Source organism: Flavobacterium chungangense LMG 26729, from assembly GCF_000735715.2.
GTDB lineage: Bacteria > Bacteroidota > Bacteroidia > Flavobacteriales > Flavobacteriaceae > Flavobacterium > Flavobacterium chungangense.
In genome coordinates this window covers 164,013-188,148 of sequence record NZ_JASY01000006.1, presented here as the reverse complement: position 1 = coordinate 188,148, position 24,136 = coordinate 164,013, and the positions used below count along the sequence as shown (strand labels likewise).

25 protein-coding genes are annotated in these 24,136 nt (G+C 33.3%); 18 read left to right on the top strand and 7 right to left on the bottom strand.

Annotated elements, in window-relative coordinates:
- Nucleotides 1–126: 126 nt before the first annotated feature.
- From obgE to hpt, 4 genes are all read right to left on the bottom strand, one after another.
- A complete protein-coding gene (obgE, locus tag JE46_RS12660) occupies nt 127–1,128 on the bottom strand; it encodes a GTPase ObgE (protein WP_031455658.1) in 1,002 nt (333 codons plus the stop codon).
- Nucleotides 1,129–1,284: 156 nt separating this feature from the next.
- Nucleotides 1,285–2,559: a hemolysin family protein gene (locus JE46_RS12655; protein ID WP_083480883.1), complete on the bottom strand. Its 1,275-nt coding sequence runs from the start codon at nt 2,557–2,559 to the stop codon at nt 1,285–1,287.
- 212 nt (nt 2,560–2,771) lie between these two features.
- The gene (locus tag JE46_RS12650) at nt 2,772–3,344 is read right to left on the bottom strand and encodes an adenylate kinase (protein WP_031455656.1); all 573 of its coding nucleotides are present in this window, start codon (nt 3,342–3,344) and stop codon (nt 2,772–2,774) included.
- 74 nt (nt 3,345–3,418) lie between these two features.
- Entirely contained in the window at nt 3,419–3,949 is a 531-nt protein-coding gene (gene hpt, locus JE46_RS12645; RefSeq protein WP_031455655.1) for a hypoxanthine phosphoribosyltransferase, read from the bottom strand.
- A 185-nt stretch (nt 3,950–4,134) separates the two neighbouring features.
- Between hpt and JE46_RS12640 the strand changes: the two genes are divergently transcribed.
- The 7 genes from JE46_RS12640 to purE all read left to right on the top strand — a co-directional run bounded on the left by JE46_RS12640 (nt 4,135) and on the right by purE (nt 12,029).
- Nucleotides 4,135–5,412, top strand: a complete 1,278-nt coding sequence (locus tag JE46_RS12640) for a PQQ-dependent sugar dehydrogenase (RefSeq protein WP_031455654.1) — start codon at nt 4,135–4,137, stop codon at nt 5,410–5,412.
- A gap of 217 nt (nt 5,413–5,629) precedes the next feature.
- Entirely contained in the window at nt 5,630–7,720 is a 2,091-nt protein-coding gene (locus JE46_RS12635; RefSeq protein ID WP_031455653.1) for a TonB-dependent receptor, read from the top strand.
- Between the two features lie 26 nt (nt 7,721–7,746).
- Nucleotides 7,747–8,298 carry a hypothetical protein gene (locus JE46_RS12630; RefSeq protein ID WP_031455652.1) on the top strand — a complete coding sequence of 184 codons (552 nt, stop codon included), beginning with the start codon at nt 7,747–7,749 and terminating at the stop codon, nt 8,296–8,298.
- Nucleotides 8,299–8,351: 53 nt separating this feature from the next.
- Nucleotides 8,352–9,512 carry a 5-(carboxyamino)imidazole ribonucleotide synthase gene (locus JE46_RS12625; protein WP_031455651.1) on the top strand — a complete coding sequence of 387 codons (1,161 nt, stop codon included), beginning with the start codon at nt 8,352–8,354 and terminating at the stop codon, nt 9,510–9,512.
- A gap of 62 nt (nt 9,513–9,574) precedes the next feature.
- Nucleotides 9,575–10,876: an AAA family ATPase gene (locus JE46_RS12620; protein ID WP_031455650.1), complete on the top strand. Its 1,302-nt coding sequence runs from the start codon at nt 9,575–9,577 to the stop codon at nt 10,874–10,876.
- A 1-nt stretch (nt 10,877) separates the two neighbouring features.
- On the top strand, nt 10,878–11,474 hold the full coding sequence (locus tag JE46_RS12615) for an HNH endonuclease domain-containing protein (protein ID WP_031455649.1): 597 nt from the start codon (nt 10,878–10,880) through the stop codon (nt 11,472–11,474).
- Between the two features lie 69 nt (nt 11,475–11,543).
- Nucleotides 11,544–12,029 (top strand): 5-(carboxyamino)imidazole ribonucleotide mutase, encoded by a 486-nt coding sequence (gene purE, locus JE46_RS12610; RefSeq protein ID WP_031455648.1) that lies wholly within the window; start codon nt 11,544–11,546, stop codon nt 12,027–12,029.
- Nucleotides 12,030–12,249: 220 nt separating this feature from the next.
- Here the strand turns inward: purE and JE46_RS12605 are convergent, their stop codons facing one another.
- Nucleotides 12,250–12,921: a hypothetical protein gene (locus JE46_RS12605; protein WP_236010783.1), complete on the bottom strand. Its 672-nt coding sequence runs from the start codon at nt 12,919–12,921 to the stop codon at nt 12,250–12,252.
- Between the two features lie 220 nt (nt 12,922–13,141).
- Between JE46_RS12605 and JE46_RS12600 the strand changes: the two genes are divergently transcribed.
- Nucleotides 13,142–15,169, top strand: a complete 2,028-nt coding sequence (locus JE46_RS12600; RefSeq protein WP_031455646.1) for a M3 family metallopeptidase — start codon at nt 13,142–13,144, stop codon at nt 15,167–15,169.
- Between the two features lie 130 nt (nt 15,170–15,299).
- Nucleotides 15,300–15,959, top strand: a complete 660-nt coding sequence (locus tag JE46_RS12595) for a SanA/YdcF family protein (protein WP_031455645.1) — start codon at nt 15,300–15,302, stop codon at nt 15,957–15,959.
- Nucleotides 15,960–16,116: 157 nt separating this feature from the next.
- Here the strand turns inward: JE46_RS12595 and JE46_RS12590 are convergent, their stop codons facing one another.
- On the bottom strand, nt 16,117–17,379 hold the full coding sequence (locus JE46_RS12590) for a cation:proton antiporter (protein WP_031455644.1): 1,263 nt from the start codon (nt 17,377–17,379) through the stop codon (nt 16,117–16,119).
- Nucleotides 17,380–17,517: 138 nt separating this feature from the next.
- Between JE46_RS12590 and JE46_RS12585 the strand changes: the two genes are divergently transcribed.
- The 9 genes from JE46_RS12585 to JE46_RS12540 all read left to right on the top strand — a co-directional run bounded on the left by JE46_RS12585 (nt 17,518) and on the right by JE46_RS12540 (nt 23,085).
- Nucleotides 17,518–18,021 (top strand): GbsR/MarR family transcriptional regulator, encoded by a 504-nt coding sequence (locus JE46_RS12585; protein WP_031455643.1) that lies wholly within the window; start codon nt 17,518–17,520, stop codon nt 18,019–18,021.
- Between the two features lie 68 nt (nt 18,022–18,089).
- Nucleotides 18,090–18,473 carry a hypothetical protein gene (locus tag JE46_RS12580; protein ID WP_055726141.1) on the top strand — a complete coding sequence of 128 codons (384 nt, stop codon included), beginning with the start codon at nt 18,090–18,092 and terminating at the stop codon, nt 18,471–18,473.
- 38 nt (nt 18,474–18,511) lie between these two features.
- Complete coding sequence (locus tag JE46_RS12575; RefSeq protein WP_157505917.1) at nt 18,512–18,847, top strand: hypothetical protein; 336 nt, start codon at nt 18,512–18,514, stop codon at nt 18,845–18,847.
- A 381-nt stretch (nt 18,848–19,228) separates the two neighbouring features.
- The gene (locus JE46_RS12565; RefSeq protein ID WP_031455639.1) at nt 19,229–19,972 is read left to right on the top strand and encodes a YqjF family protein; all 744 of its coding nucleotides are present in this window, start codon (nt 19,229–19,231) and stop codon (nt 19,970–19,972) included.
- Between the two features lie 7 nt (nt 19,973–19,979).
- On the top strand, nt 19,980–20,327 hold the full coding sequence (locus JE46_RS12560) for a hypothetical protein (protein WP_031455638.1): 348 nt from the start codon (nt 19,980–19,982) through the stop codon (nt 20,325–20,327).
- An 18-nt stretch (nt 20,328–20,345) separates the two neighbouring features.
- On the top strand, nt 20,346–20,732 hold the full coding sequence (locus JE46_RS12555) for a hypothetical protein (protein ID WP_031455637.1): 387 nt from the start codon (nt 20,346–20,348) through the stop codon (nt 20,730–20,732).
- Nucleotides 20,733–20,743: 11 nt separating this feature from the next.
- A complete protein-coding gene (locus JE46_RS12550) occupies nt 20,744–21,565 on the top strand; it encodes a thiol-disulfide oxidoreductase DCC family protein (protein ID WP_031455636.1) in 822 nt (273 codons plus the stop codon).
- A gap of 2 nt (nt 21,566–21,567) precedes the next feature.
- Nucleotides 21,568–22,476: a TIGR01777 family oxidoreductase gene (locus JE46_RS12545; protein ID WP_031455635.1), complete on the top strand. Its 909-nt coding sequence runs from the start codon at nt 21,568–21,570 to the stop codon at nt 22,474–22,476.
- Between the two features lie 150 nt (nt 22,477–22,626).
- Nucleotides 22,627–23,085 (top strand): SRPBCC family protein, encoded by a 459-nt coding sequence (locus JE46_RS12540; protein ID WP_031455634.1) that lies wholly within the window; start codon nt 22,627–22,629, stop codon nt 23,083–23,085.
- Nucleotides 23,086–23,366: 281 nt separating this feature from the next.
- Here the strand turns inward: JE46_RS12540 and JE46_RS12535 are convergent, their stop codons facing one another.
- Entirely contained in the window at nt 23,367–23,774 is a 408-nt protein-coding gene (locus JE46_RS12535) for a DUF1842 domain-containing protein (protein ID WP_031455633.1), read from the bottom strand.
- Between the last annotated feature and the right edge of the window lie 362 nt (nt 23,775–24,136).

Below are 24,136 nucleotides of genomic sequence, written 5' to 3'. Positions count from 1 at the left end.
CTCAATTTACATTGAAAATTAAATTCAACCTTCTCTTTTTACTACTTTTTTGCGGATTTAACATTTTATTAAAAACAAAAGGTGTCCTGCAGTACAGAACACCTTTTGAAAAATTTCAGTATTTTATTATTCATTCAGCATCTTCCAAAGCTTGTCTTTCAACTCTGTCAAACCTTGTTGTGCGACAGATGAAATAAACATATACGGAACATCTTTGAAGGATACATCCAATTCAGCTTTTAGTTCAGCTTTTAGTTCATCATCCAGCATATCGCATTTTGAGATGACCAAAAGACGTTCTTTGTCCAGCATTTCAGGATTGTATTTGGTTAATTCGTTCACCAGAATATCATATTCTGCTTTAATATCCGGCGTATCTACAGGAACTAAAAACAGTAAAGTCGAGTTACGCTCAATATGACGCAGGAAATAATGACCTAAGCCTTTACCTTCTGCTGCACCTTCAATAATTCCCGGAATATCTGCAATTACAAAAGACTGAAAATCTCTGTAAGCAACAATTCCAAGATTTGGTTTTAAAGTTGTAAATGGATAATCCGCTATTTTTGGTTTTGCTGAAGTCAGAACAGACAATAAAGTGGATTTTCCTGCATTTGGAAAACCAACCAATCCAACATCAGCCAAAACTTTAAGTTCCAGAATAACGTCCATTTCTAAACCAGGTAAACCAGGCTGAGCATAACGGGGCGTTTGGTTTGTAGAACTTCTAAAATGCCAGTTTCCTAAACCTCCTTTTCCTCCTTTTGCAAGAATTCTTTTTTCGCCGTGTTCAGTAACTTCAAAAAGTGTTTCTCCGGTTTCTTTGTCTTTTACAACAGTTCCCAACGGCACTTCTATAATTTTATCATCTCCATCAGCACCCGTACTACGGTCTCCACCTCCATCTCCACCGTGTCCGGCTTTAATGTGACGGGCAAATTTTAAATGAAATAGTGTCCAAAGACCTTTATTCCCCACTAAATAAACGTGTCCTCCACGTCCTCCGTCACCTCCGTCAGGACCTCCTTTTTCAATAAATTTCTCCCTATGTAAATGCGTAGATCCTTTTCCTCCTTTTCCGGATGAAACATATATCTTAACGTAATCTACAAAATTTCCTTCTGTCATTGTTTTGAATTTCAGATTTTAGATTTTTAGATTTTAGATTGAACTCAAACTAAAACGACTCTCTATCCTCTTATTATTATCTATATTTAATTGAAAGCTATAATTATAAGTCCGAGAACACTCCTAACTCATAATTTATAACTCATAACTCAATTTCTACTCTTTTAAAGCTTTTACTAACACTTTATCAATCTTCACGCCGTCCATATCGACAACTTCTAAGACGAATTTTTGCCAAATTAACTTTTCACCTTCTTTTGGAATATGCGAAAGCTCTGTCATGATCATACCGCTTACGGTATTTACTTCGTAATCGTTTGTTAATTCGTCTAATTCGAAATACGTTAAGAAATCGTGTAATGAATAATGTCCGTCTACTAGCCATGAACCGTCTTCTCTTTCTATAAGCTGAAATTCGTCTTTGTAAAATTCAGATGCGTCACCAACCAGCGCTTCAAGAATATCGTTCAGCGTAATCATTCCCTGAAAAATGCCATATTCATCAGAAACTAAGGCGTAATGAACGCCTGTTTTTTTGAAATTTTCCAAGGCCTTGTAAGCAGTGGTTTGTTCCATTAAATAAGGTGCATCCGTCATTATAGTAGCCAGATCAAAATTATCTTTTTCGATATTGGCAAAAATATTTTTTAAGGTTACAACCCCAACAATATCATCATAATTATCATTGTAAACCGGATAAACTGCATGCAAATCCTGAACTACCAATTCTTTAACTTTAGCTTTGTCTTCTTTCAAAGGGAGCATGTCTACTGACTTACGGTGTGTCATTAACGAGCTTACTTTACGGTCTCCAATGTGAAAAACACGCTCCACAATATCCTGCTCGATTTCCTGTACTTCGCCAACTTCTGTTCCTTCTTTGATGATTGCCTTGATTTCTTCCTCGGTAACTTTTCCGTCAGCAGTTGGTTTTATCTGAAAAACATTCAATAAAAAATCTGTTGAAGAGGTAAGCAGCCAGATAAACGGTGCCGTGATAATCGAAATCACTTTCATTGGCATGGCTACCATTTTGGCAATAGATTCCGGATAATTTAAACCAATTCGTTTTGGCAGTAATTCCCCTAAAACCAATGAGAAAAAAGTTAAAACAACAACCACAATTCCAACTGCAACTGAATGCGCGTAAGGTTTTAAAACTTCAAATCCGCTAACAAAGGTTTCGACATCCATTGTGATTTTATCCCCTGAATAAATACCCGTCAAAATTCCGATTAAGGTGATCCCGATTTGTACGGTTGATAAAAATTTGTTTGGAGAATTGGCTAAGTCGAGTGCTGTTTTAGCGCTTTTATTTCCTTTTTTTGCAGCAGTTTCAAGTCTGTTTTTTCTAGCCGAAATCAATGCAATTTCTGACATCGAGAAAACTCCGTTTAGTAGTATTAGAAAAAATATTATTAGTATTTCCAATTTGTGGCTTGTTCGTTATATAATAGTCGTTAATGTAATTTGTAACCCTGATCGTGTTATAGCCCAGATGGAAGAGAAAAGCCCGGAGCTAAAAAAACTAATTTTTCCTGCCAGAAAACAGCGACCGGCGGAAGCTCGTTTTATGGTTTGGAAAAATAGTTTTTTTAGCGTCCCGATAGCTATCGGGATTTCACGTACAGCTGGAAAAGCTTCTACAAATTATTTATAACTGACGTTAATCTTTCTGTAATTTCTTCAATTGTTCCGATACCGTTTACGGCATGAAATTTATTTTGCTCTTTATAATATCCAATTAGCGGAGCTGTTTTTTCGTTGTATTCCTGATATCTTACACGAATTTTTTCTTCGTCCTGATCATCAGCTCTTCCGCTTGTTTTTCCTCTTTCAAGCAAACGTGCTACCAAAATTTCGTCATCAGCTTCTAAAGCGATTGTTGCTGTCACACTAGACCCAATTGTTGGCAAAAATTTATCTAAAGCCTCTGCCTGATTGATTGTTCTTGGATAACCATCGAACAAAAATCCTGCTGTATCAGGGTGTTTCTTTACTTCATCAATTAACATTGCTGTTGTTACTTCGCAAGGAACCAATTCTCCATTGTCCATAAAAACTCTTGCTTTTTTACCTAGTTCAGTATCATTTTTTAAATTGAAACGAAAAATATCTCCTGTTGAAAGGTGTGTTAAATTGTATTTTTCTTTTAAAAATTCTGCCTGAGTTCCTTTTCCTGCTCCCGGCTTTCCAAATAAAACGATGTTAATCATAATGAATGTAATTGTTGTGACTCCTTGATTTTTAAGAAGTTTAAAATGAATATATAGTTGTGTTTGTTTAAAAATTATTCTGCTAACTTATAGATTTCGGGTAAATTTCTTCCTAAACCATCATAGTCAAGACCATAGCCCACAATGAATTTGTTTGGAATTCTGATTCCGACATAATCAATTTTGATGTCTTTTTTATAAGCTTCCGGCTTAAAGAACAAAGTTGCAATTTTAAAATGCTTTACATTTTGCTCCTTAAACTTATGTTTTAATTCTTCGATTGTGTTTCCTGTGTCGATAATATCTTCGATAATGACAACCGTTCTTCCTGAAAGATCCTGATTGATTCCGATTAATTCCTTAACCGAATTTGTACTTTCTGTTCCTTCATACGACGCCATTTTTATGAATGAAACTTCGCAGGGACTTTTATATTTTTTCAGAAAATCAGCGACAACCATAAATGCGCCATTCAAAACACCAACAAAAATGGGCGTATCATCTCCAAAATCATCTTCTACCTGCGCCACTATTTTAGATAAAGCGAAATCAATTTCTTTAGCCGAAATAAACGGAACAAATTGTTTATCGTGAAGTTGTATCATTATTTTTGTTCTTTAAAATAATGGACAAAGATACAGAATTACAACCAAACTGTAAGTATCTAAATTTTATAGTAACGGTACTTTTTTGAGAATGTTAAATATCAGTTAATATTTACAAACGGTTTCCAGCAACTATTTCAGAATTCATTAAATTGTTGTCTGACAAATATTTAATCTAAAATACCATGAAAACTGCCCTACAATTATTATCCATATCCTTATTAACTATAATAACAGCCTGCAATGGCCAGGTTAAAAAAGAAGAAAAAGAAGCTCTGGCAAAACAGCCGGGCAATGTTGTAAAAACTGCTATTGGAAATATTACACTTCCTCCGCCCTATGCAACAGAATCTAAATCCAAAAACAGTAAAGTTATAGGCTGGCCGGAAGGAAAAACACCAAAAGCACCTGAAGGTTTTACGGTTACAAAATTTGCCGACGGATTTGAGAACCCGCGTTGGTCTTACATCGGTCCAAACAATGACATTTTTGTTGTTGAAAGCGGCACAAGAACAAGCAAAAACCAAATTATAATTTTGCGTGACAAAGACAAAGACGGCGTTTTTGAAACCCGAGAAGTTTTTTTGACAGGCCTGGACAGGCCTTTGGGAATGCTTATTTTAAAAGACTTTTTTTATGTTGCAAATACGGACGGACTTTATCGTTATCCTTATACAAACGCTCCATTGAAATTAGAAACCAAGGGAGTCAAAATTGTTGAACTTCCGGCTGGCGGATACAACAATCACTGGACCAGAAGTCTGCTTGCCAATCCTGAAGGAACAAAAATTTATATAGGCGTAGGCTCAGGAAGTAATGTTGGAGAAAATGGTATGGATAAAGAAATTCGACGCGCTGCCATTTTAGAAATCAATCCTGACGGAACCGGCGAAAAAATTTATGCTGAAGGTCTTAGGAACCCAATGGGAATGGACTGGAATCCTGCCAATAAAAAAGAACTCTGGACCGCAGTCAATGAGCGTGATGAGCTGGGCGATGATCTAGTTCCGGATTATATTACAAGTGTAAAAAGAGGCGGTTTTTACGGATGGCCGTATTCTTATTTTGGAAACATTCCTGATCCGAGATTAAAAGGCGAACGTAAAGATTTAGTCGCAAAAGCAATTGTTCCTGACGTTCCGGTTGGTGCACACACTGCTTCTTTGGGATTGGCTTTTTATACGAAAGATAAATTTCCGGCGAAATATAAAAATGGAGCTTTCGTAGGACAGCATGGTTCATGGAATCGTTCTGTAATTTCAGGCTATAAAGTGCTGTTTGTTCCTTTTAAAGACGGAAAACCATCCGGAAAACCGGAAGATTTTTTAACCGGTTTCATTTCCGACAATGATAAAGCGGAAGTTTATGGCCGTCCGGTTGCTGTGACGGTTATGAATGACGGATCGATTTTGGTAAATAATGACAGCGGGAATACGATTTGGAAAGTAACGGCTAATAAGTAAAATTAAATTCCAAAATTTAAATTCCAAATTCCAAACTTTACGCTAATTTTTTAAACACATAGAGACATAGTGTTTCTTGGAACATAAAAAAGGCGTTTCACTTGCAAAAAGACACATAGCTATGTGTTTTAAAACAAGTGAAACGCCTTTTACACACAAACAAAAGCTATGCCTCTATGTGTTTAAAAATTACGCTCAAAAACTAAACTATCCTTTTATGCTTTTAAAAAAATGTCTCTTTTTTTTTCTTTCCGCAATTGTTTTCCAAAATACTTTTGCTCAACAAGAAAAAAGCAAATCTATTGATTCTCTCAAAACAGAAAAACTCGAAGAAGTTATCATCAGTTCCTTACATATTAATGACAGCTTGCAAAATGCGCCGGCTTCTATTGGCATTTTATCTAAAAAAGAGCTGATACAAAATAACGCTACTGATATTACCAATGTTGTGAATACAATTCCGGGTGTTTTTATGCAGTCTTCCAATTTTACCACAACCCGAATTTCGATTCGCGGGATTGGAGCCAGAACGCCTTATGGAACAAATAAGATCAGGGCGTTTTATGGCAGTATTCCGCTGACTTCAGGAAACAGCGAAACGGTAATTGATGATATAGATTTAGAAAACCTAAACCAGATTGAGATTATTAAAGGACCGCTTTCAAGCATATATGGTTCGGGATTGGGCGGAGCAATTTTGATTTCGCCACAGCTTTCAAAAAATAATGGACAAACTGCCGGAGTGAGTTCTGTATTTGGTTCTTTTGGATTATTAAAAAATAGTTTGAATTATAGTCTGGACGAAAAAAAATCAAGTTTGAATTTAAGTTATCACAATCTAAAATCTGATGGATGGAGAGAAAACAGTGCTTATAAACGTGAAGGAATTACGCTTGCCGGAGAATTATTCAGAAAACAAAACAGCAAACTTACTTATTTCTCCAATTATACCTATCTGAAAGGTTATATTCCGAGTTCAATTAATAAAGAGGCTTACGGCAATAATCCGCAGTCCGGAGCTCCAACCTGGGTTGCTTCAAAAGGATTTAAAGAATACAAATCGACTTTGACCAGACTGGCTTATGATTTCAAAATCAATGAACATTTGAATAATTCGACTTCTGTTTTTATCAATTATAAAGACAGCAACGAACCACGTCCTTTTGATATTTTACGTCAATATACTTTTACAACTGGAGCGCGGACACAATTTTCAGGAAACTTTAAAATCAAAGCATCTACAACTCAATTTATTGCCGGCGTTGAACATTTTAGGGACAATTATAACGGAAATACATTTGAGAATTTATACCAACAGAACAATGGCCTGGGAAGTGTACAAGGAAATCAGCTTACAGAAAACGATCAGAAGAGAAATTTCTACAATGTCTTCTCTCAATTACGGACTTTGCTTTCTGAAAAATTTGAAATTCAGGCGGGACTGAATTATAACAAAACCCAATTTGAACTAAATAATTATACTGTCAATTCAGATCAGAAATATAATTATGACGGTATTTTTTCACCTCAACTTTCCTTTCTGTTTAAACCTACTAACGAGCAAACCTTGTATTTTTCAGCAAGCCGTGGATTTTCTATGCCTGCTACAGAAGAAACACTTACAAGTACCGGTTTAATCAATCCTGATATACAACCTGAAAATGGTTATAATTTTGAAGTGGGTGGAAAATTCTATTTTTTCAACAAAAGACTTTATAGTGAAGTTGCGGTTTACCGAATGGAAATAAAAGATTTACTGGTTGCCAAAAGAATTGGCGATGATCAATACGAAGGCGTTAATGTCGGAAAAACACTTCATGAAGGAATTGAAATTACATTGAAACATAATTGGCAAATCAATCCATTTTTGAATCTGAACTCTTATGTTGCGGCTTCAGTCGGGAAATATAAGTTTAAGAAATTTATTGATAAAGAAAATGATTATTCAGAGAACAAATTAACCGGAGTGCCTGCAAATAAAGTCAATGCAGGTTTGTTTTTAAATACGAGATTAGGAATTTATCTGAATGCAGATTATCAATTTGTAGATGAAATTCCGATGAATGATGCCAATTCAGCTTACTCTGATTCGTATGCAATTATCAATTTAAAAACCGGTTATCGTTTTGAAATTTTACACAATCTAACTTCCAATTTAGCTTTTGGAATCAATAATGTGACGAACGAAAAATATGCTTCTTTAATTTTACCAAATGCACTTCCGGTCGGGACTTCATCTGCAAGATATTATTATCCCGGACTTCCTGTAAATTACTATGGAACTGTATCCTTAAATTATTTATTTTAGGAGCTGAATCAAATTAAACTTAAAAAATGCTTTCTGAACTACAGGAAAAACTGGATTATGTAAATGCTTACAGGGAAAATCGGCTAATAGCTGCACAGGATATTCTAGAAAATCCTGCACTTTTCAGTGAATTAGTCTCAATCTGTTTTACGCCTTCAGATAAAAACAATCATAAAGCCTGCTGGATTTTAGAATTTGTTTCTTACGAAGAATTACTTTGGCTGCAGCCTCATCTTGATTTTTTCTGTTCTAATTTGAAAGTTTTAAAAGATGAAAGTTCACTTCGCCCCATTGCAAAAGTCGTTCAGCTTTTAATCAAGTCGCATTATCAAAAAGACGAAAACAAAATCTGTTTATCCGAAGAAAATCTTCAGGATTGCATAGAAGCGAGTTTTGACTGGCTGATTAATGATGTAAAAGTTGCCACAAAAGCGTATTCGATAAGAACTTTATACCTCTTAGGAAAACATTATGAGTGGATTCATCCTGAACTGAAAATTATTCTTGATAAAGATTTTGGAGATCATTCCGCAGCATACAAGGCCGTTGCTAAAGAAGTTTTGAAGAAAATAAAATAGTGTTTTTTCGCAATTCAATCCTTTAAAGTATCTTTGCAAAAACATAACGCAAAATGAATTATTTTTCTTCTGATTTTAAATTAGGAATATTAGGCGGCGGACAATTGGGTAAAATGCTTTTGTTCGACACCAGAAAATTTGATATACAAACTTACGTTTTAGATCCAAGTGAAGAAGCACCGAGTAAAATTGCCTGCAACAAATTCTTTCAGGGCGATTTAATGGATTATGATACGGTTTACAACTTCGGAAAACAAGTTGATGTTTTGACTTTCGAAATCGAATTGGTAAATCTGGAAGCTTTAACGCAATTAGAAAACGAAGGCTTAAAAGTATATCCCTCTCCTAAAACCTTAAAAGGAATTCAGAATAAAGGAATTCAAAAGCAATTTTACGCAGCTAATAATATCCCAACTGCTCCTTTTGAACGATTTGAGAATCTTGAAAATCTAAAATCAACAATCGTTAATCAACAATCTAAAATCAATTTACCTTTCGTATGGAAATGTACGGAGTTTGGTTATGATGGAAATGGCGTAAAAGTGATTCGTCAGATTTCAGATTTAGATTCGCTTCCAAATGTGGAATGTATTGCCGAAACGATGGTTCCGTTCCAAAACGAACTGGCGGTAATTGTGGTAAGAAATCCATCAGGAGAAATTAAAACGTATCCGGTTGTCGAAATGGAATTCCACCCGGAAGCCAATCAGGTTGAATATGTGATCTGCCCGGCAAGAATCGACGAAAAAGTTGCCGAAAAAGCCAGAGCAATCGCGTTGAATGTTTCGGAGAAATTCAATCACGTTGGCCTTTTGGCTGTTGAAATGTTCCAGACTCAGGACGATGAAATTTTGGTAAACGAAGTTGCTCCACGTCCGCACAATTCCGGTCATTATTCTATTGAAGCAAGTTATACTTCACAATTCGAAAATCATTTACGCGCTATTTTAGACCTTCCCTTAGGAAACACAGACAGCAAAGTAGCCGGAATTATGGTAAATTTAGTCGGTGCCGAAGGTTTTTCCGGAAATGTTGTGTATGAAAACATCGAAACCATTTTAGGATGGAATGGTGTTACACCACATATTTACGGCAAAAAACAAACACGCCCGTTCAGAAAAATGGGCCACGTGACAATTGTAAATGAAGATATGGCCGAGGCAAGAAGAATTGCACAGGAAGTTAAGAATACTATTAGAGTGATTAGTAATTAGTCCTTAGTCTGGTTGTCAATTTTACCTATGATTTTTTAATTAGCTTTGTAAAAATTCAATTCATGAAAATTTCAAAATTACATATCGATAAGTTTAGACATTTAGAAAATCTGGATTTTGATTTTACTTATCAAAGTGGTGAGCGCAAAGGCGAACCTTTGGATAAAATATGTTTTATTGGGCAAAGTGCTACTGGGAAGACGGGACTGTTGGAGTTGATTTATGATTACATCAATTATACTTTTAATTGTGAATTGATTAACAATTCATTTAGCGGATCTCGTTTTAATATAAAAAAACTTGATGGAATTTTAGAGTTCAATTTAAACAATAAAAAAAGTATTAAAATAGAATATGATACTGTCGTCATTGATAATCACATTTATTCATATAAAGGATCTGGTGGTGGAATGGTTAGTAAACTTATTCCTTTAGAAGAAAATGAACCTTTATATTATTTTAAAGCAAATATTTTATCAGAAGGAAATTTAAAATTAATAAGTACTCACCCGAATGATTTGTACGAAAAAAACAAGGAGTATCTAGACTCGCTAAATACAATTTCTCTCAACACTATATTCCCTCAAGAAAATCGTTATATTTTTGATAGTGTAATTGATGAAAAAATTTGGTTAAATATACTCAATGACTATATAATTTATCTTAAGAATTTCACTCAAAAAATGTCTGAACTAATTCATCTAGGATTGCTTTCAGACACGAAAAAACTAGAGAAAGAATATAAAATTTGGGAAAAACAAAATCCAAAAAAATTATTAGAGTTTGCGGAAAAATTCAATCCTCTTTTAAGTAAAATTGGGTTAGAAATAGATAAAATAGACACACGTTTTTCTATTCCAATTAAGAATGTTCGAAAAGATGAAGTAATCCAAATAAGCGACTTAAGTACAGGAACCAAACAGCTTTTACTAACATCGCTCCCATTGTATGAACTAAATACTAATAACTCCATCATCTTAATTGACGAACCTGAACGATCCTTATATCCAGATATGCAAATGGATTTGATGGATCATTACAAAAATCTTGCTCCTGATGCACAATTTATTGTTGCTACGCATTCTCCTTTTATTGCAGCTTCATTTGAACCAGACGAACGTTTTATTTTGTATTTTGATGAAGAAGGTAAAGTAGCTGTACGTAGAGGAAGTTCTCCAATTGGCGATGATCCAAATGATATGCTGAAAAATGATTTTGGAGTGAATTATTATAACAAACATGGTGAAGAAGCCTATCAAAAATATATTTCTTTAAAACAGGAAGTAGCGAACGAAACTGATCCAAAAAGAAAAAAAGAGTTGTTATTAGAAACCGTTAAACTCGGAGACACTTATAATTTCTAATATGAGAAGAGTTATTAAAAATGACGATTCCGAAGTTAAAAAAAGTAATTTGGGTTACATCGAAGGCAATTCAAATAATAATTTAAAAATTTCGAAGATTTTATATAAAGAGCAAAAAGGCTTTTGCATTTATACAGAAGAATATTTAGGAAGAGCGGATGCAAGAGATATTGAACATTTTGATCCAACTTTAAAAGGAACAAAAGATGATTCATATTTGAATTGGTTTTTAGTCAAACATCAATGGAATAAAGAGAAATCATCTAAATGGGAAGATTATCAACCTGTTTTACATCCAACTGCAAATGATTTCGATCAAAGAATAGTTTATGATAGTGGAGATTATCGAGTTTCTGAACTAGATGATCAGGAAGCTACTAATTTAATCAAATTATTAAAACTCGATGATATTATTTTAGCAGACGAAAGAAAAAAATATATCCAAAGAAAAGCTAAAGAACTTTCTATATATGGTGTTTCTCCAGAAGATTTCTTTAAAATACTAATTGAAGATGATATAAAACAAATATCATATCTGCGAGCAATTCATGAAGAATTCAAAATTGACATTTGGAATATGATTCCAGAAATAGAGTAAAACAAACAGTTTTCAGTTTCCAACAACCTGAAACTTTAAACCTGAAACAAAACACAACAAAAATAAAACATGAGCAAAGTAGCTATTATAATGGGAAGCATCTCCGACATGCCAGTAATGCAGGATGCAATCGACATATTAAAACAATTTAATATTGAAGTTGAAGTAGATATTGTTTCGGCACACAGAACGCCGGAGAAATTATTTGATTTCAGCAAAAATGCACATAATCGCGGGATTTCAGTAATTATTGCCGGAGCGGGCGGTGCGGCACATTTACCAGGAATGGTGGCTTCGATGTCTCCACTTCCTGTAATTGGAGTTCCTGTAAAATCAAGTAATTCAATTGATGGCTGGGATTCGGTATTGTCGATTCTGCAAATGCCGGGTGGCGTTCCTGTAGCAACAGTGGCGCTAAACGGTGCAAAAAATGCCGGAATTTTGGCAGCACAAATCATTGGAAGCCATGATAAAAAAGTCCTTGATACTATTATTTCTTATAAAGAAGAATTGAAAGCTGCGGTTAATAAAGCTGCAGAAGGATTGAAAAAATAAGATTATTCCACGGAGATACGCAAAGATAAAAAGCAGAGATTCACTAAGATTTTTTAAAGTTATTATTGAAGAAAACTTTGCGAATCTCTGTGTCTTTCTTAGCGAGTCATTGTGAAACAAAATTTATACTTAACAAAGAGGCTGAAAGTTGAAAAATAAAAATACATTAAAAAGGCTTCCAATTACGGAAGCCTTTTTTGCTTTTATAGCGTTTTAGAAATTACATTTCATCTTCAATTGTTTCAAGAACAGATTCAAATTCATAATCCTCTATATCTTCTTTATTTATCCAATTTTCTGATGTAACCAGATTATAATTTACATTATCTTCTGTTGTCAATTCCCAAATAATACTTTCTGCTTCAGGAAATGGAATGTTCTGAGAAATTTGGTTTTCAAACAATCTTTTGATAAGATTTCTGTCTGACAAACCATTATTCAACAATTTCAGTACATTTTCTTCAGTCAATTTTTGTATTTCTCCATCCGTTGGCGTCATTGAAAAATGAACTACAGAAGCTTTTGCATTTGGAAATTTTCCATTGTATGCTTTAAAAAGCAATTGATTGACATTGAATAAAGTACCTTGCATGTGTATTTCCGGATATTCCTCGCAAACCTTATCGATTAACATGTTGTTCGAAATTTGCTCAATCTGTCCTTCGCTTAATTGATCTCCCAATTTATATTCCAAAACTATTGCGGCAGCTTCATTAGGCTCGTAATCCGAAATGGCCATTTCTAATAATTCCGGCAAACTGCTTTTCTCGGCCGCTGCTCCATCCGGATAGTTGAATTTTTCTAATAACCGAATTAAATCTTCACCAGACCAATATCCTTCTACTTCATTCACCGTATCAATATTCTTAATTACAACTTGATAATTCATCATTTCTATTTTTATAATTACGATTAGTATTTTTATAATGCTAACCTATTTTCTCAATTTACGCTTTTAAAACCGCCTTGAGAAACAAATAACATATCTATAACACATTTTAAGAGGATTTTATGCCAAGATCAATTTCATATAGGAGGATTAGATTTTTATAAATTGTTATCTTTGGAATTCAAAATTTTTGACTTCAATTAATAAAAAACAGTATATTATAATGAGTGTTTTACTTTCAAAATTTATAACCAAACATAATACAGCCCCTTTTTCGCAAATTAAAATCGAAGATTATTTTCCGGCTTTTCAGGAAGGAATTGCTTTGGCTAAAGCCGAAATCGATGCGATCGTAAACAATCCGGAAGCGCCGACTTTTGAAAATACCGTTGTGTCGATGGATTTTGCAGGAGATGTTTTAGATCGTCTTTCGAGCATTTTCTTCAATTTGAATTCGGCGGAAACGAATGACGAAATGCAGAAAATCGCTCAGGAAGTTTCACCTTTATTAGCTGAATTCGGGAATGACATTACACTGAATGCCGAATTGTTTTCGAAAATAAAAACAGTTTACGACCAAAAAAATAGTCTAAATCTAACTCCTGAGCAGACCACACTTTTAGATAAAAAGTATAAAAGTTTCTCCAGAAACGGAGCTAATCTTGCCGAAGATAAAAAAGACCGCTTACGCGAAATTGACAAAGAATTATCTAAACTAAGCTTACAATTTGGCGAAAATGTTCTGGCAGAAACGAATGCCTTTGAATTGCATTTAACCAACGAAAGTGACTTAGCCGGATTACCGGAAGGAACTATTGAAGCTGCCCGCTTATTAGCCAAAGAGAAAGAAAAAGAAGGCTGGATTTTTACTTTAGACCATCCGAGTTATATTCCGTTTTTGACTTATGCTGACAATCGCGAACTTCGTAAAAAAATGGCAATTGCTTTTGGAGCAAGATCTTTTCAGAATAATGAATTCGACAATCAGGAAAATGTTTTAAAGATTGCTAAACTGCGTTTTGAAAGAGCCAATTTATTAGGATATAAAACACACGCTCATTTTGTTCTGGAAGAAAGAATGGCACAAAACCCGGATAAAGTTTTTTCTTTTTTAAATGATTTACTGGCAAAAGCGAAACCTGCAGCTCAAAAAGAATTTGCAAAACTGACTGCTTTTGCGAAAGAACTGGACGGAATCGAACAACTAGAGAAATGGGACGGTGCTTATTATTCTGAAAAATTAAAACAACAGCTTTTTAATTTAGATGACGAAAAACTAAAACCGTATTTTCAATTGGAAAAAGTTTTAGAAGGTGCATTTACAGTTGCCAATAAACTTTTCGGATTGACTTTTACTGAAGTTTTTGACATCGATAAATATCACGAAGAAGTTACGACTTATGAAGTAAGAGATGCTGAGAACAATTTGGTTTCAATTTTCTACGCTGATTTCTTCCCAAGAAAAGGAAAAAGGAACGGCGCGTGGATGACTTCGTTCAAATCGCAATATGTAAAAGATGGCGTTAACGAAAGGCCACACGTTTCGAATGTTTGTAACTTTACAAAACCAACCGAAACAAAACCTTCATTATTGACTTTTAATGAAGTAACGACCTTATTCCACGAATTCGGTCACGGTTTACACGGAATGCTCGCGAACACAACATATCCAAGTTTGTCCGGAACTTCTGTTTTCTGGGATTTTGTAGAATTACCAAGTCAGATTATGGAAAATTGGTGTTACGAACCGGAAGCTTTGGCTTTGTTTGCAAACCACTATGAAACGGGAGAAATTATTCCGATTGAATATGTTCAGAAAATTAAAGAAAGTGCCAGTTTTCAGGAAGGTTTGGCAACATTGCGCCAATTAAGTTTCGGATTATTAGATATGGCGTGGCACGGACAGGATCCAACCAGCATTACGGATCTTAAAACTTTCGAAACAGAACAATTTGCCAATACACAATTGTATCCTGATGTAAAAGAAAACGCCATGAGTACAGCTTTTTCACATATTTTTCAGGGCGGTTATTCTTCCGGATATTACAGCTACAAATGGGCTGAAGTTCTGGATGCTGATGCTTTTGAATATTTTCAGGAAAATGGAATCTTCAACACAGAAATAGCGAAAAAATTTAAAGAGAATGTGCTTTCTAAAGGAGGAACAGAACACCCGATGACTTTATACAAACGTTTCAGAGGTCAGGAACCAAAACCTGAAGCTTTGTTGAAAAGAGCGGGACTGTTGTAAACTTTCTTAGATTTTTAGAAATTAGATATTTTAGAAATCGAGGCTTTGCAGCTTCGGTTTTTTTATTTGATTTTATCTAAAAATAATTTTAGTTATCTTCGTCATTGAACCTAACATTACACTATACATTTTGAAAAAATATTTTAAAATAGCGCTCTATCTTGCCATTATTGGATTGATTGCCATTGTTTCTGTAAACTATCACGTAAAATCATCTGCCAAAAAATATATTCATTATTCTTTGAGAAAATTTCCAAAAAATGATGTTGGGATTATTTTTGGTGCAGGAATCAACGGAGATCAGCCAAGCAAATATCTTAAGGACAGGCTTGATGCCGGAATTCTTTTATACAAAGCAAAAAGAATCAACAAAATTCTGCTTTCAGGAGATAACGGACGTGAAGAATACGATGAATTAACAGTGATGAAAAACTATTGTTACCGACACGGAGTTGATACTACAAAAATATTTATTGATTACGCGGGTTTTGATACTTACTCTACGATGTACCGAGCAAAATATATCTTTAAAATTAAAAAGGCAACTTTAATCTCACAGGAGTATCATTTGAACCGCGCCATTTATATCGGAAGAAGTCTTGGAATAAAATCGGCAGGTTATTCGGCTAACAAAGGAGAATACCACGGTTATCAATATGTTAAATTCAGGGAATATATTTCTACATTCAAGTCCTTTTTTGATGTTTTGAGAAATCGTGAGCCACATTTTTTAGGCAATGCAATAAATATTAACGGTCCTTCAAATTATTCCAAAGAAGACAAACGATAAAAAATTTAGAACGCTGATAAAACAGAATTGCTACCGCAAAAACGGAGATTTACACAGATTTTTAGATGTATTTAAAATCCGTGTAAATCTGCGTCTTCGTGATAACGAATCAGTCAAATCCGTGTCAAAATATTTTTTTTGAATAATTTAGATGGTTTTATTCTTTCTCTAAAACTTTATTGGCAACTTTTCCAACGGTTAATCCTTGTACTACAATTGAAAATAAAACAACAATATAGGTAATTTCCAAAAGCAGGTTTTTATATTCTCCATCCGGAAGTGAAAGTACCAAAGCGATAGAAACTCCACCACGGATTCCACCCCACACCAATACAGTTAAAGAACCTTTATTATAGGCAGATTTTATTCCGAAGAACTTGAAGATATCGAAGAATTTCCATGGTAAAACGATTGATGAAACTCTGGCAAACAGTACAATTAAAATAGTTACCAAACCAATTACTAATTGTTTGTCCAGATTTGGCAAAAGCAATAATTCAAATCCGATAAACAAGAATAAAATCGCATTTAATATTTCATCTATAAGTTCCCAAAATTTCTCCAGATAATCTTTTGTTATTTCGCTCATCGCTACTTTTTTACCATAATTTCCGATAATCAAACCGGCAACAACCATCGCCAGCGGACTTGAAACGTGTAAACTTTTGGCAATCAAAAATCCCCCCATTACTATAGATAAGGTTATTAAAACAGAAACGTTATAATCGTCAATTTTTTTGATAACTTTTGAAGCAGTAAAGCCTAAAACAGCTCCTAATAAAAGCCCACCAATTCCTTCTTTTGCGAAAAGCCAGGCAATTGAGCCAAAACTCATATCAAATGTTGGATCTGTAGCCATTTTTAAAACAACCGCAAACATAACCACTGCTACTCCATCATTAAACAACGATTCTCCCACAATTTTAGTTTCGATTCTTTTAGGAACTCTTGCTTGTTTCAAAACTCCCAACACTACAATTGGATCAGTCGGCGAAATTAAAGTTCCGAAAACAAGACAAAATACATAAGGAATATTAATTCCTAATAGCGGCGCGATATAATACAGCAGCATCGAAATAATTAATGCCGACAATACGACACTTACTGTCGAATATATCATTATTGGCACTTTTTGTTCTTTGAGATCAGCCATATTTACGTGCAATGCTCCTGCGAACAAAAGAAAATTCAACATAGCACCCATTAGGATTTCGTTGAAATCAAATTGTTTTATTAACTCAAAAAAGTGTTTGGTTGTAGCCGGAAAATAAGAATCTCCCAGAAGACGAATTCCGACAGAAACCAACATGGCAATAATCATTATTCCGATTGTTCCCGGAAGTTTTAAAAATCTTAGGTTTAAATAGGCGAAGAAAGAAGCCAGTACAATAAGTACTGAAAAGGTGTAGTATAATTCCATAAAAAGTGATTTTTACAAAAATATCCTTCTCATTATTTAATCTAAAATTTCGAGGGTTGAATTAACACAACTTTATAATTCACAAAATAAGTTTCATTTATTTTTGAAAGTTTAAAAACTTTTAATTACATTTGCTTCATGGAATTCAAAGAAGCAAAAAATAAGTTTGTACAAACCTGGGGAGCATTAGGTTCCCAATGGGGAATCAATAAAACTATGGCACAGATTCATGCTTTGTTAATGGTCTCCAACGAAGCTGTTTCTATGGAAGATATTATGGAGGAATTGCAGATTTCCAGAGGAAATGCCAGTATGAACCTTCGTGCTTTAATGGATTGGGGAATTGTGTATAAAGAATATAAAGCAGGAGAAAGAAAAGAGTTCTTTACAGCCGAAAAAGATTTAGACGAATTAGCTGTGAAAATTTCGAGAGAGAGAAGCAAAAGAGAAATCAAACCTGCTCTTAAAATTTTAAAAGAAGTTTCGACAATCGAAGCCAAAGATTCAGCAGAAGAAAAACACTTTGTAGATCAAACCACAAAATTGTATGATTTTGTTCTAAAAGCAGATAACATGCTGGACAAAATGACTGAATTTAATGATAACTGGTTAGGGAAATTGGTTATGAAAATCATGAAATAATTCTACAACTTAAAAAAATTTAATTAAAACTTTCATTTTTTTCTGAAAGTTTAAAAATAAATATAATTATGAAACTGCTATTAATGATAAACAAAATTGCATTGTTCACAACTTTAACATTATTAATAATCATTTATTTTGGATTGTTAGCTCAAATAGTTTTGGGAATCATCCAAGTAATTTCGGCTATTTGTTTAACCATAAAAATGTATTATAAATCAGATTATGCTAAAAGACATTTGTCTAATTATTGGATAGTAACAATTGCAGAACTTGGTTTATGCTATTTGCAATATTATCACTTTCAAACAAGTAACGATGCTATTGTTTGGTCAGTCATATTAATTTTTCCTATTTCAATTGCAATTTATTTTTATATCATAATGAAAAAAATTGTAGAGGAATATGAATACATTAAAAAACATAAAATAAAGCTCAACCTACCAAACTAAAACTTGTTTTTTCTAAGAAAGTTTAAAAAAATCAATCTATGAAAACTATTAATTATTTCAATTATTTTTTTGTTAGTATTCCAATCTTCTTTTGTTTAATGGCAATAATTAACATCGGATTTTTATCATATGCAATGCTTTCAACAATTCTTACAGGAATATTTCAAATTGTTATTGGTTTAAAAATGTATGTTCATGAACCTCATGATAAAAATCTTCAAACATATTTTGCAAGTGTATTACTATTTTTTGTCTCACTTATTATCATCTGTAAAATGGGATTATATGATTTATTAAATTATATACTATTTGGAATCCCACCAGTAATTGCAATCTATCTATCTCTAATAATTTATGAAAAAGCATACCAATAAATTTCCAAAAAAGAATAGAAAATTAAAAGAACCATAAACCATGATCACTGCAAAACAAATAATTTTTTTCGCTTTTATAATCTGCTTTTTGCTTTATCTAACATGTTATTTTAGATTCGCCGGACAGGCAATTCTTTCTGTCATTCAAATAATTTCAGCAATTTTTCTAACCTTCGAAGTCTTTTCACAACAAGGGTTACTCGAAATCAAAAAACAAGTAAAAACATATTGGATTAGTACAATTCTTAACATAGGAATATTGTTTTGTTTTTTTAGTCTCATCATATGGAATGACTTTTTACAGATAGTTTTTGTAACTCTAATTCCAAATATCACTGCAATTTATTTTTTTAGAATTTTAATTAAATACGAAAAAACAAAATGAACTTCTTAAAAGCAGAATGGAAAAATTTAGCCTTATTCAATTATGAGGTTAATCGTGAAGTTTTAGAAAAATATGTTCCGGCAGGAACTGAAATTGATCTTTGGAATAACAAATGTTATGTCAGCTTAGTTGGCTTTATGTTTAAAAACACCAAAGTTTTAGGATTGAAAGTTCCGTTTCATATCAATTTTGAAGAAGTTAATTTGAGATTCTATGTAAAACGTTTGGAGAATGAGGAATGGAAACGAGGTGTTGTTTTTATCAAGGAAATTGTTCCGAAAAAAGCGATCACTTTTATTGCCAATACTTTGTATCAGGAACATTATGAAACTCAAGAAATGAGACATGAAGTTGTAGAAAATGTGGAGACAAAAACTTTTATTTATCAATGGAAAAATGATAAAAACTGGAATACAATTCACTTAGAAACTAGAAAATATTTTAAAGAAATTGAGGTAGATTCTGAAGCTGAGTTTATTACAGAACATTACTTCGGATATACAAAAATCAATGAAAAAACCTCTTTCGAATATGAAGTAACACATCCCAGATGGGAACAGCTTGACGTTTTAAAGCATCATGTTGATATTGATTTTGAAAACACATACGGAATCGATTTTAGACTTCTTCAGACTCAAAAACCAACTTCTGTATTTTTGGCAAAAGGTTCAAAAATCACGGTAAAGAATAAACGAAAACTGGAATTTTTAAATGTATTAGAACACGAAATGTTAATCTGAAATCATTATGAACCTCAACATCATCGCCTACTTCATTTATCTCAGCATTACAATTTTTATTATCCTGAGAGTTGGAAAAATCTGCTACAAAAACGGTAACATCTATGTCGCAGAACTGATTCCAAATCACGCTGATATCTGTCAAAAAATCAATCAGGTTTTGCTTTTGGGCTACTATCTTTTAAATATTGGTTATTGTGCAATGACATTGATTTCCTGGCAAAAAATAATATCGCTCACGCAATTAACCGAAATCATCTGTTTCAAAACGGCTGTCATTATTTTTATTATATCAGTATTGCATTACTTAAACATTATAATTATAACAAAGTACATTCATAAACTTATTAAATAACAACTAAAATCAAATATCATGGAAACTACAAAAATTTTAATCGGTTACAGTATTTATTTACCAATTGCATTATTCCTTACTTATTATGTTTCTAAAACACTTTTCAAAAATGGTAAAATCTTTATGCTGGATATTTTTAAAGGCCGCGAAGATATAGCCGATGCAACGAACAGACTTTTTGAAACCGGTTTTTATCTTTTAAATATTGGTTTTGCCCTTATGATTCTTCAAATGAATATCAGCGAAAACAGCTATCAGGAACTGATTGAAAGATTAAGCTACAAAATAGGAGGATTTTCTATTTATTTGGGTATTATGTTATTCTTTAATTTGTATTTCTTTTTTAGAGGAAAAAGAAAAGCGAAAGAAGCTCAGGAAGAAGAAAGACTGGTTTATAAAGCTTAAACATTTATCTCATGAAAACGCTCGAAAACCAAACCTTGCTTTATGACGAAGATTGTCCGCTTTGCAATTTGTACACAACCGGGTTTTTAAAAAGCGGAATGTTAGATCAAAACGGAAGAAAATCTTATTGTCAATTATCTGAAGAGGAGCAAAATTTTGTAGACTTAAAACGTGCTCCAAACGAAATTGCTTTGATTGACAACAAGGCACAAACGGTAGTTTACGGAATTGACAGTTTAATTAAAGTTGTTGGTTTTTCTTTTCCTGTAATTGAAAAAATTGCAACCAGAAAACCTATTCATTTCATTCTTAAGAAACTATATTCTTTTGTTTCTTATAACCGAAAAGTAATTATTCCGGGAAACATAAAAGAAGAAAACAAACTGCAATGCATTCCTGATTTCAATTATAAATACAGATTTCTGTTTATCGGATTTGCTGTAACAGTAACAACTTTTATATTATTTGGATATTCTAATTTGATTTTGAATTTTCCGAAAAGTACTATTACAAGAGAACTCATTTTAGCCCTTGGACAAATTATTTTTCAAAGTTTGTTTCTTTTAAAGTTTGACAGTAAAACGATTCTCAATTATGCAGGAAATTTGATGACGGTTTCTTTGTTGGGATCTTTGATTTTAAGTCCGGTTTTAATTTTGAGTCCTTTTATTCAACTTCCGCAAATGATAATTTTAGGTTGGTTTGGAGTAACGGTATTCATTATGTTTTTGGAACATTTTAGAAGAATTAAAATTTTAAAACTTCCGTTTTATCTATCTTACACCTGGGTTCTCTATAGAATTATTGCCCTGTTTTTAATTTTAAATTTCTAATGATGAAAAAACTCATTATCGCAGCCGGAACAGGTTTTTTAGGACAGGTTTTGGTAAATCATTTTAAAGATCAATTTGATGAAATCGTAATTCTGACCAGAGGAAACTCAAAAACAATTGACGGAATTAAATATGTAAACTGGAATGCCAGAACTTTCTCCGGCTGGGAAAAAGAACTGGAAAACGCTGCTGTCTTAATTAATATGGCGGGTAAATCTGTCGATTGCCGCTATACTCAAAAAAATAAAAAAGAAATTTTGCTCTCCAGAATTGAAAGTACCAAAATCCTGAACAAGGCAGTTTTAAATTGCCAAAACCCACCGAAGCACTGGCTGAATTCTTCAACCGCAACCATTTATCGTTTCTCATTAGACAAACAAATGGATGAAACTGATGGCGAAATTGGAAACGATTTTTCTATCAATGTGGCGCTTTCATGGGAAAAAGCATTCTTTAAAACAGAAACTCCAAATACATTAAAAACCGCTTTGCGAACTTCAATAGTGTTAGGAAAAAAAGGAGGTGCATTTATTCCGTTAAAAACTTTGGCAAAAATTGGTTTTGGAGGGAAACAGGGAAAAGGTAATCAGTTTGTCAGCTGGATTCACGAAGAGGATTTTGCGAATGCGGTTGATTTTATAATTGAAAAAGAAATGACAGGAGCTGTAAATGTTGTTGCTCCTAAACCCATTAGAAATGCTGATTTCATGCAGAAACTTCGAAAAACGGTTGGTTTTCCTTTTGGTATTGCGATGAGTAAATTTTTATTGGAAATCGGCTCTTTTTTTATTCGAACAGAAACCGAATTGGTTTTAAAAAGTCGAAATGTGATTCCGAAACGACTTTTAGAAAATGGGTTTCAATTTAAGTTTGGAGATATTGATGAAGCTTTTAAAAATTTATTGCCGTAAAGAACTTCTTACTCCTCCAATTCACACAATATTGTCATTCCGAGGAACGAGGAATCTCCGCAATCAAAATCCTCAATCTTTGTAGAGCTTCTAACGGAGATTCCTCGTTCCTCGGAATGACAAGTTTGTGCAAAAAAAAACATAAATTCAATGACAACCATACACCTAACAACAAAAATAAATGCTCCGTTAAAAACCGTTTTTGAAGTATCACGAAATATCGATATTCACCAACAATCTGCAGCCCCTTCAAAAGAAAAAGCAATTGACGGTGTAACTTCAGGTTTAATCAGTTTAAATGAAACTGTGACCTGGCGGGGCAAACATTTCGGATTTTACCTGACTCACAAAAGCCGGATTACCGCAATGAATTTCTATGACTATTTTGTGGATGAAATGGAGGAAGGAAAATTCAAAACCTTCAAACATGAGCATTTTTTTGAAGAAAAAAACGGAGTTACCATAATGACAGATAAACTGCAATATGAAACTCCGTTTGGCATTATCGGAAAATTATTCGATACCCTGTTTTTAAAAAATCATCTGATTCATTTTCTATTGGAAAGAAATAAAAACCTCAAAAAAATAGCAGAAAACAAAGAGATTTAATTTTAAAAATCACAACTTTAATTCCCCAAAACGAATTAACTTTCCCCCAAAAAAGCGTAATCTGCCAGTGTTATTATTGTTTGGTACGAACAAACTCTTGATACTGTTTATTTTCGTTTTCTATTTTCTCGAAACACTTTGTTTTTAAATAATTAGCATTCAGAATAGGATCACGCAAAAAACATACAGCCTTTAAGTATTTTTAAAATTAAATCTTTAACAAAAGAGCTTGTCATTATACGAGCCTCTTAAGTATACATTATAATTGCATTACTTAATTTTTATACTAACTCAACCTGATTTACAGCTTTAACCGGAACGTTTTCTACATTATGTCCATAATATGAGAACCCCCCAGTACCGTTCCATTCGTTGTCGATTGCTAAATTAGCCTCAAAGTCAGCAAGGAAAGAACCAAATGCCGGTGGAGGAACTGAATGCACATACTGCCCTTTTAAACCAACAACTTGTGTCACTTTTCCTATTCCGGTTGAAAATATTTTTCCTGTTACCGGAACTACGATATAACTATCAGGACCTTGTATCGCCTGAGTAATTACTACTGTACCTGACACAGAATGCTGAGATGGTACAACAACTAAACTAAATGACGCAACTGGAGCACCTGGCGTCCCAACATTTCCGATTGTGCCTTTTGCTAAATAAGCACCTGCTAATAAATCTGACATAACTTTTAATTTATATGTTTTCTTACTCATAAGGCTTTTCAGAACCGCCTCGTTTTTTTAGTGGGATCTGCTCCACTTTATTATTTATTTTTTTACTTTAATATTCACTAAACACATCTGTTTTTTCTTATTTACTTCTCAAAACTATACTATATGTATAGGCTTAAATAAAAAAATGTTACAGGATGAAGATTCTTCGTCACAAGTAAGATAAATACTGACACAGAGCCATTTACAGATTTGATTCATTTTAACACAAATCATTAAACATATATAGAAATAATTATTTTTGAAAAACCATTTTAGGGTTTTACGCAGCATAAGAAAATTAGTTTTTAATTATTGGTATGAAATTTTTTGAA

Coding starts and splice junctions, on each gene's coding strand:
- JE46_RS12540 (WP_031455634.1), top strand. CDS start 22,627: ATGACAACCATACACCTAACAACAAAAATAAATGCTCCGTTAAAAACC.
- JE46_RS12600 (WP_031455646.1), top strand. CDS start 13,142: ATGAGTGTTTTACTTTCAAAATTTATAACCAAACATAATACAGCCCCT.
- JE46_RS12635 (WP_031455653.1), top strand. CDS start 5,630: ATGCTTTTAAAAAAATGTCTCTTTTTTTTTCTTTCCGCAATTGTTTTC.
- JE46_RS12625 (WP_031455651.1), top strand. CDS start 8,352: ATGAATTATTTTTCTTCTGATTTTAAATTAGGAATATTAGGCGGCGGA.
- hpt (WP_031455655.1), bottom strand. CDS start 3,949: ATGATACAACTTCACGATAAACAATTTGTTCCGTTTATTTCGGCTAAA.
- JE46_RS12605 (WP_236010783.1), bottom strand. CDS start 12,921: ATGATGAATTATCAAGTTGTAATTAAGAATATTGATACGGTGAATGAA.
- JE46_RS12565 (WP_031455639.1), top strand. CDS start 19,229: ATGAACTTCTTAAAAGCAGAATGGAAAAATTTAGCCTTATTCAATTAT.
- purE (WP_031455648.1), top strand. CDS start 11,544: ATGAGCAAAGTAGCTATTATAATGGGAAGCATCTCCGACATGCCAGTA.
- JE46_RS12555 (WP_031455637.1), top strand. CDS start 20,346: ATGGAAACTACAAAAATTTTAATCGGTTACAGTATTTATTTACCAATT.
- JE46_RS12650 (WP_031455656.1), bottom strand. CDS start 3,344: ATGATTAACATCGTTTTATTTGGAAAGCCGGGAGCAGGAAAAGGAACT.
- JE46_RS12550 (WP_031455636.1), top strand. CDS start 20,744: ATGAAAACGCTCGAAAACCAAACCTTGCTTTATGACGAAGATTGTCCG.
- JE46_RS12545 (WP_031455635.1), top strand. CDS start 21,568: ATGAAAAAACTCATTATCGCAGCCGGAACAGGTTTTTTAGGACAGGTT.
- JE46_RS12620 (WP_031455650.1), top strand. CDS start 9,575: ATGAAAATTTCAAAATTACATATCGATAAGTTTAGACATTTAGAAAAT.
- JE46_RS12590 (WP_031455644.1), bottom strand. CDS start 17,379: ATGGAATTATACTACACCTTTTCAGTACTTATTGTACTGGCTTCTTTC.
- JE46_RS12535 (WP_031455633.1), bottom strand. CDS start 23,774: ATGTCAGATTTATTAGCAGGTGCTTATTTAGCAAAAGGCACAATCGGA.
- JE46_RS12560 (WP_031455638.1), top strand. CDS start 19,980: ATGAACCTCAACATCATCGCCTACTTCATTTATCTCAGCATTACAATT.
- obgE (WP_031455658.1), bottom strand. CDS start 1,128: ATGACAGAAGGAAATTTTGTAGATTACGTTAAGATATATGTTTCATCC.
- JE46_RS12580 (WP_055726141.1), top strand. CDS start 18,090: ATGAAACTGCTATTAATGATAAACAAAATTGCATTGTTCACAACTTTA.
- JE46_RS12585 (WP_031455643.1), top strand. CDS start 17,518: ATGGAATTCAAAGAAGCAAAAAATAAGTTTGTACAAACCTGGGGAGCA.
- JE46_RS12640 (WP_031455654.1), top strand. CDS start 4,135: ATGAAAACTGCCCTACAATTATTATCCATATCCTTATTAACTATAATA.
- JE46_RS12615 (WP_031455649.1), top strand. CDS start 10,878: ATGAGAAGAGTTATTAAAAATGACGATTCCGAAGTTAAAAAAAGTAAT.
- JE46_RS12575 (WP_157505917.1), top strand. CDS start 18,512: ATGAAAACTATTAATTATTTCAATTATTTTTTTGTTAGTATTCCAATC.
- JE46_RS12630 (WP_031455652.1), top strand. CDS start 7,747: ATGCTTTCTGAACTACAGGAAAAACTGGATTATGTAAATGCTTACAGG.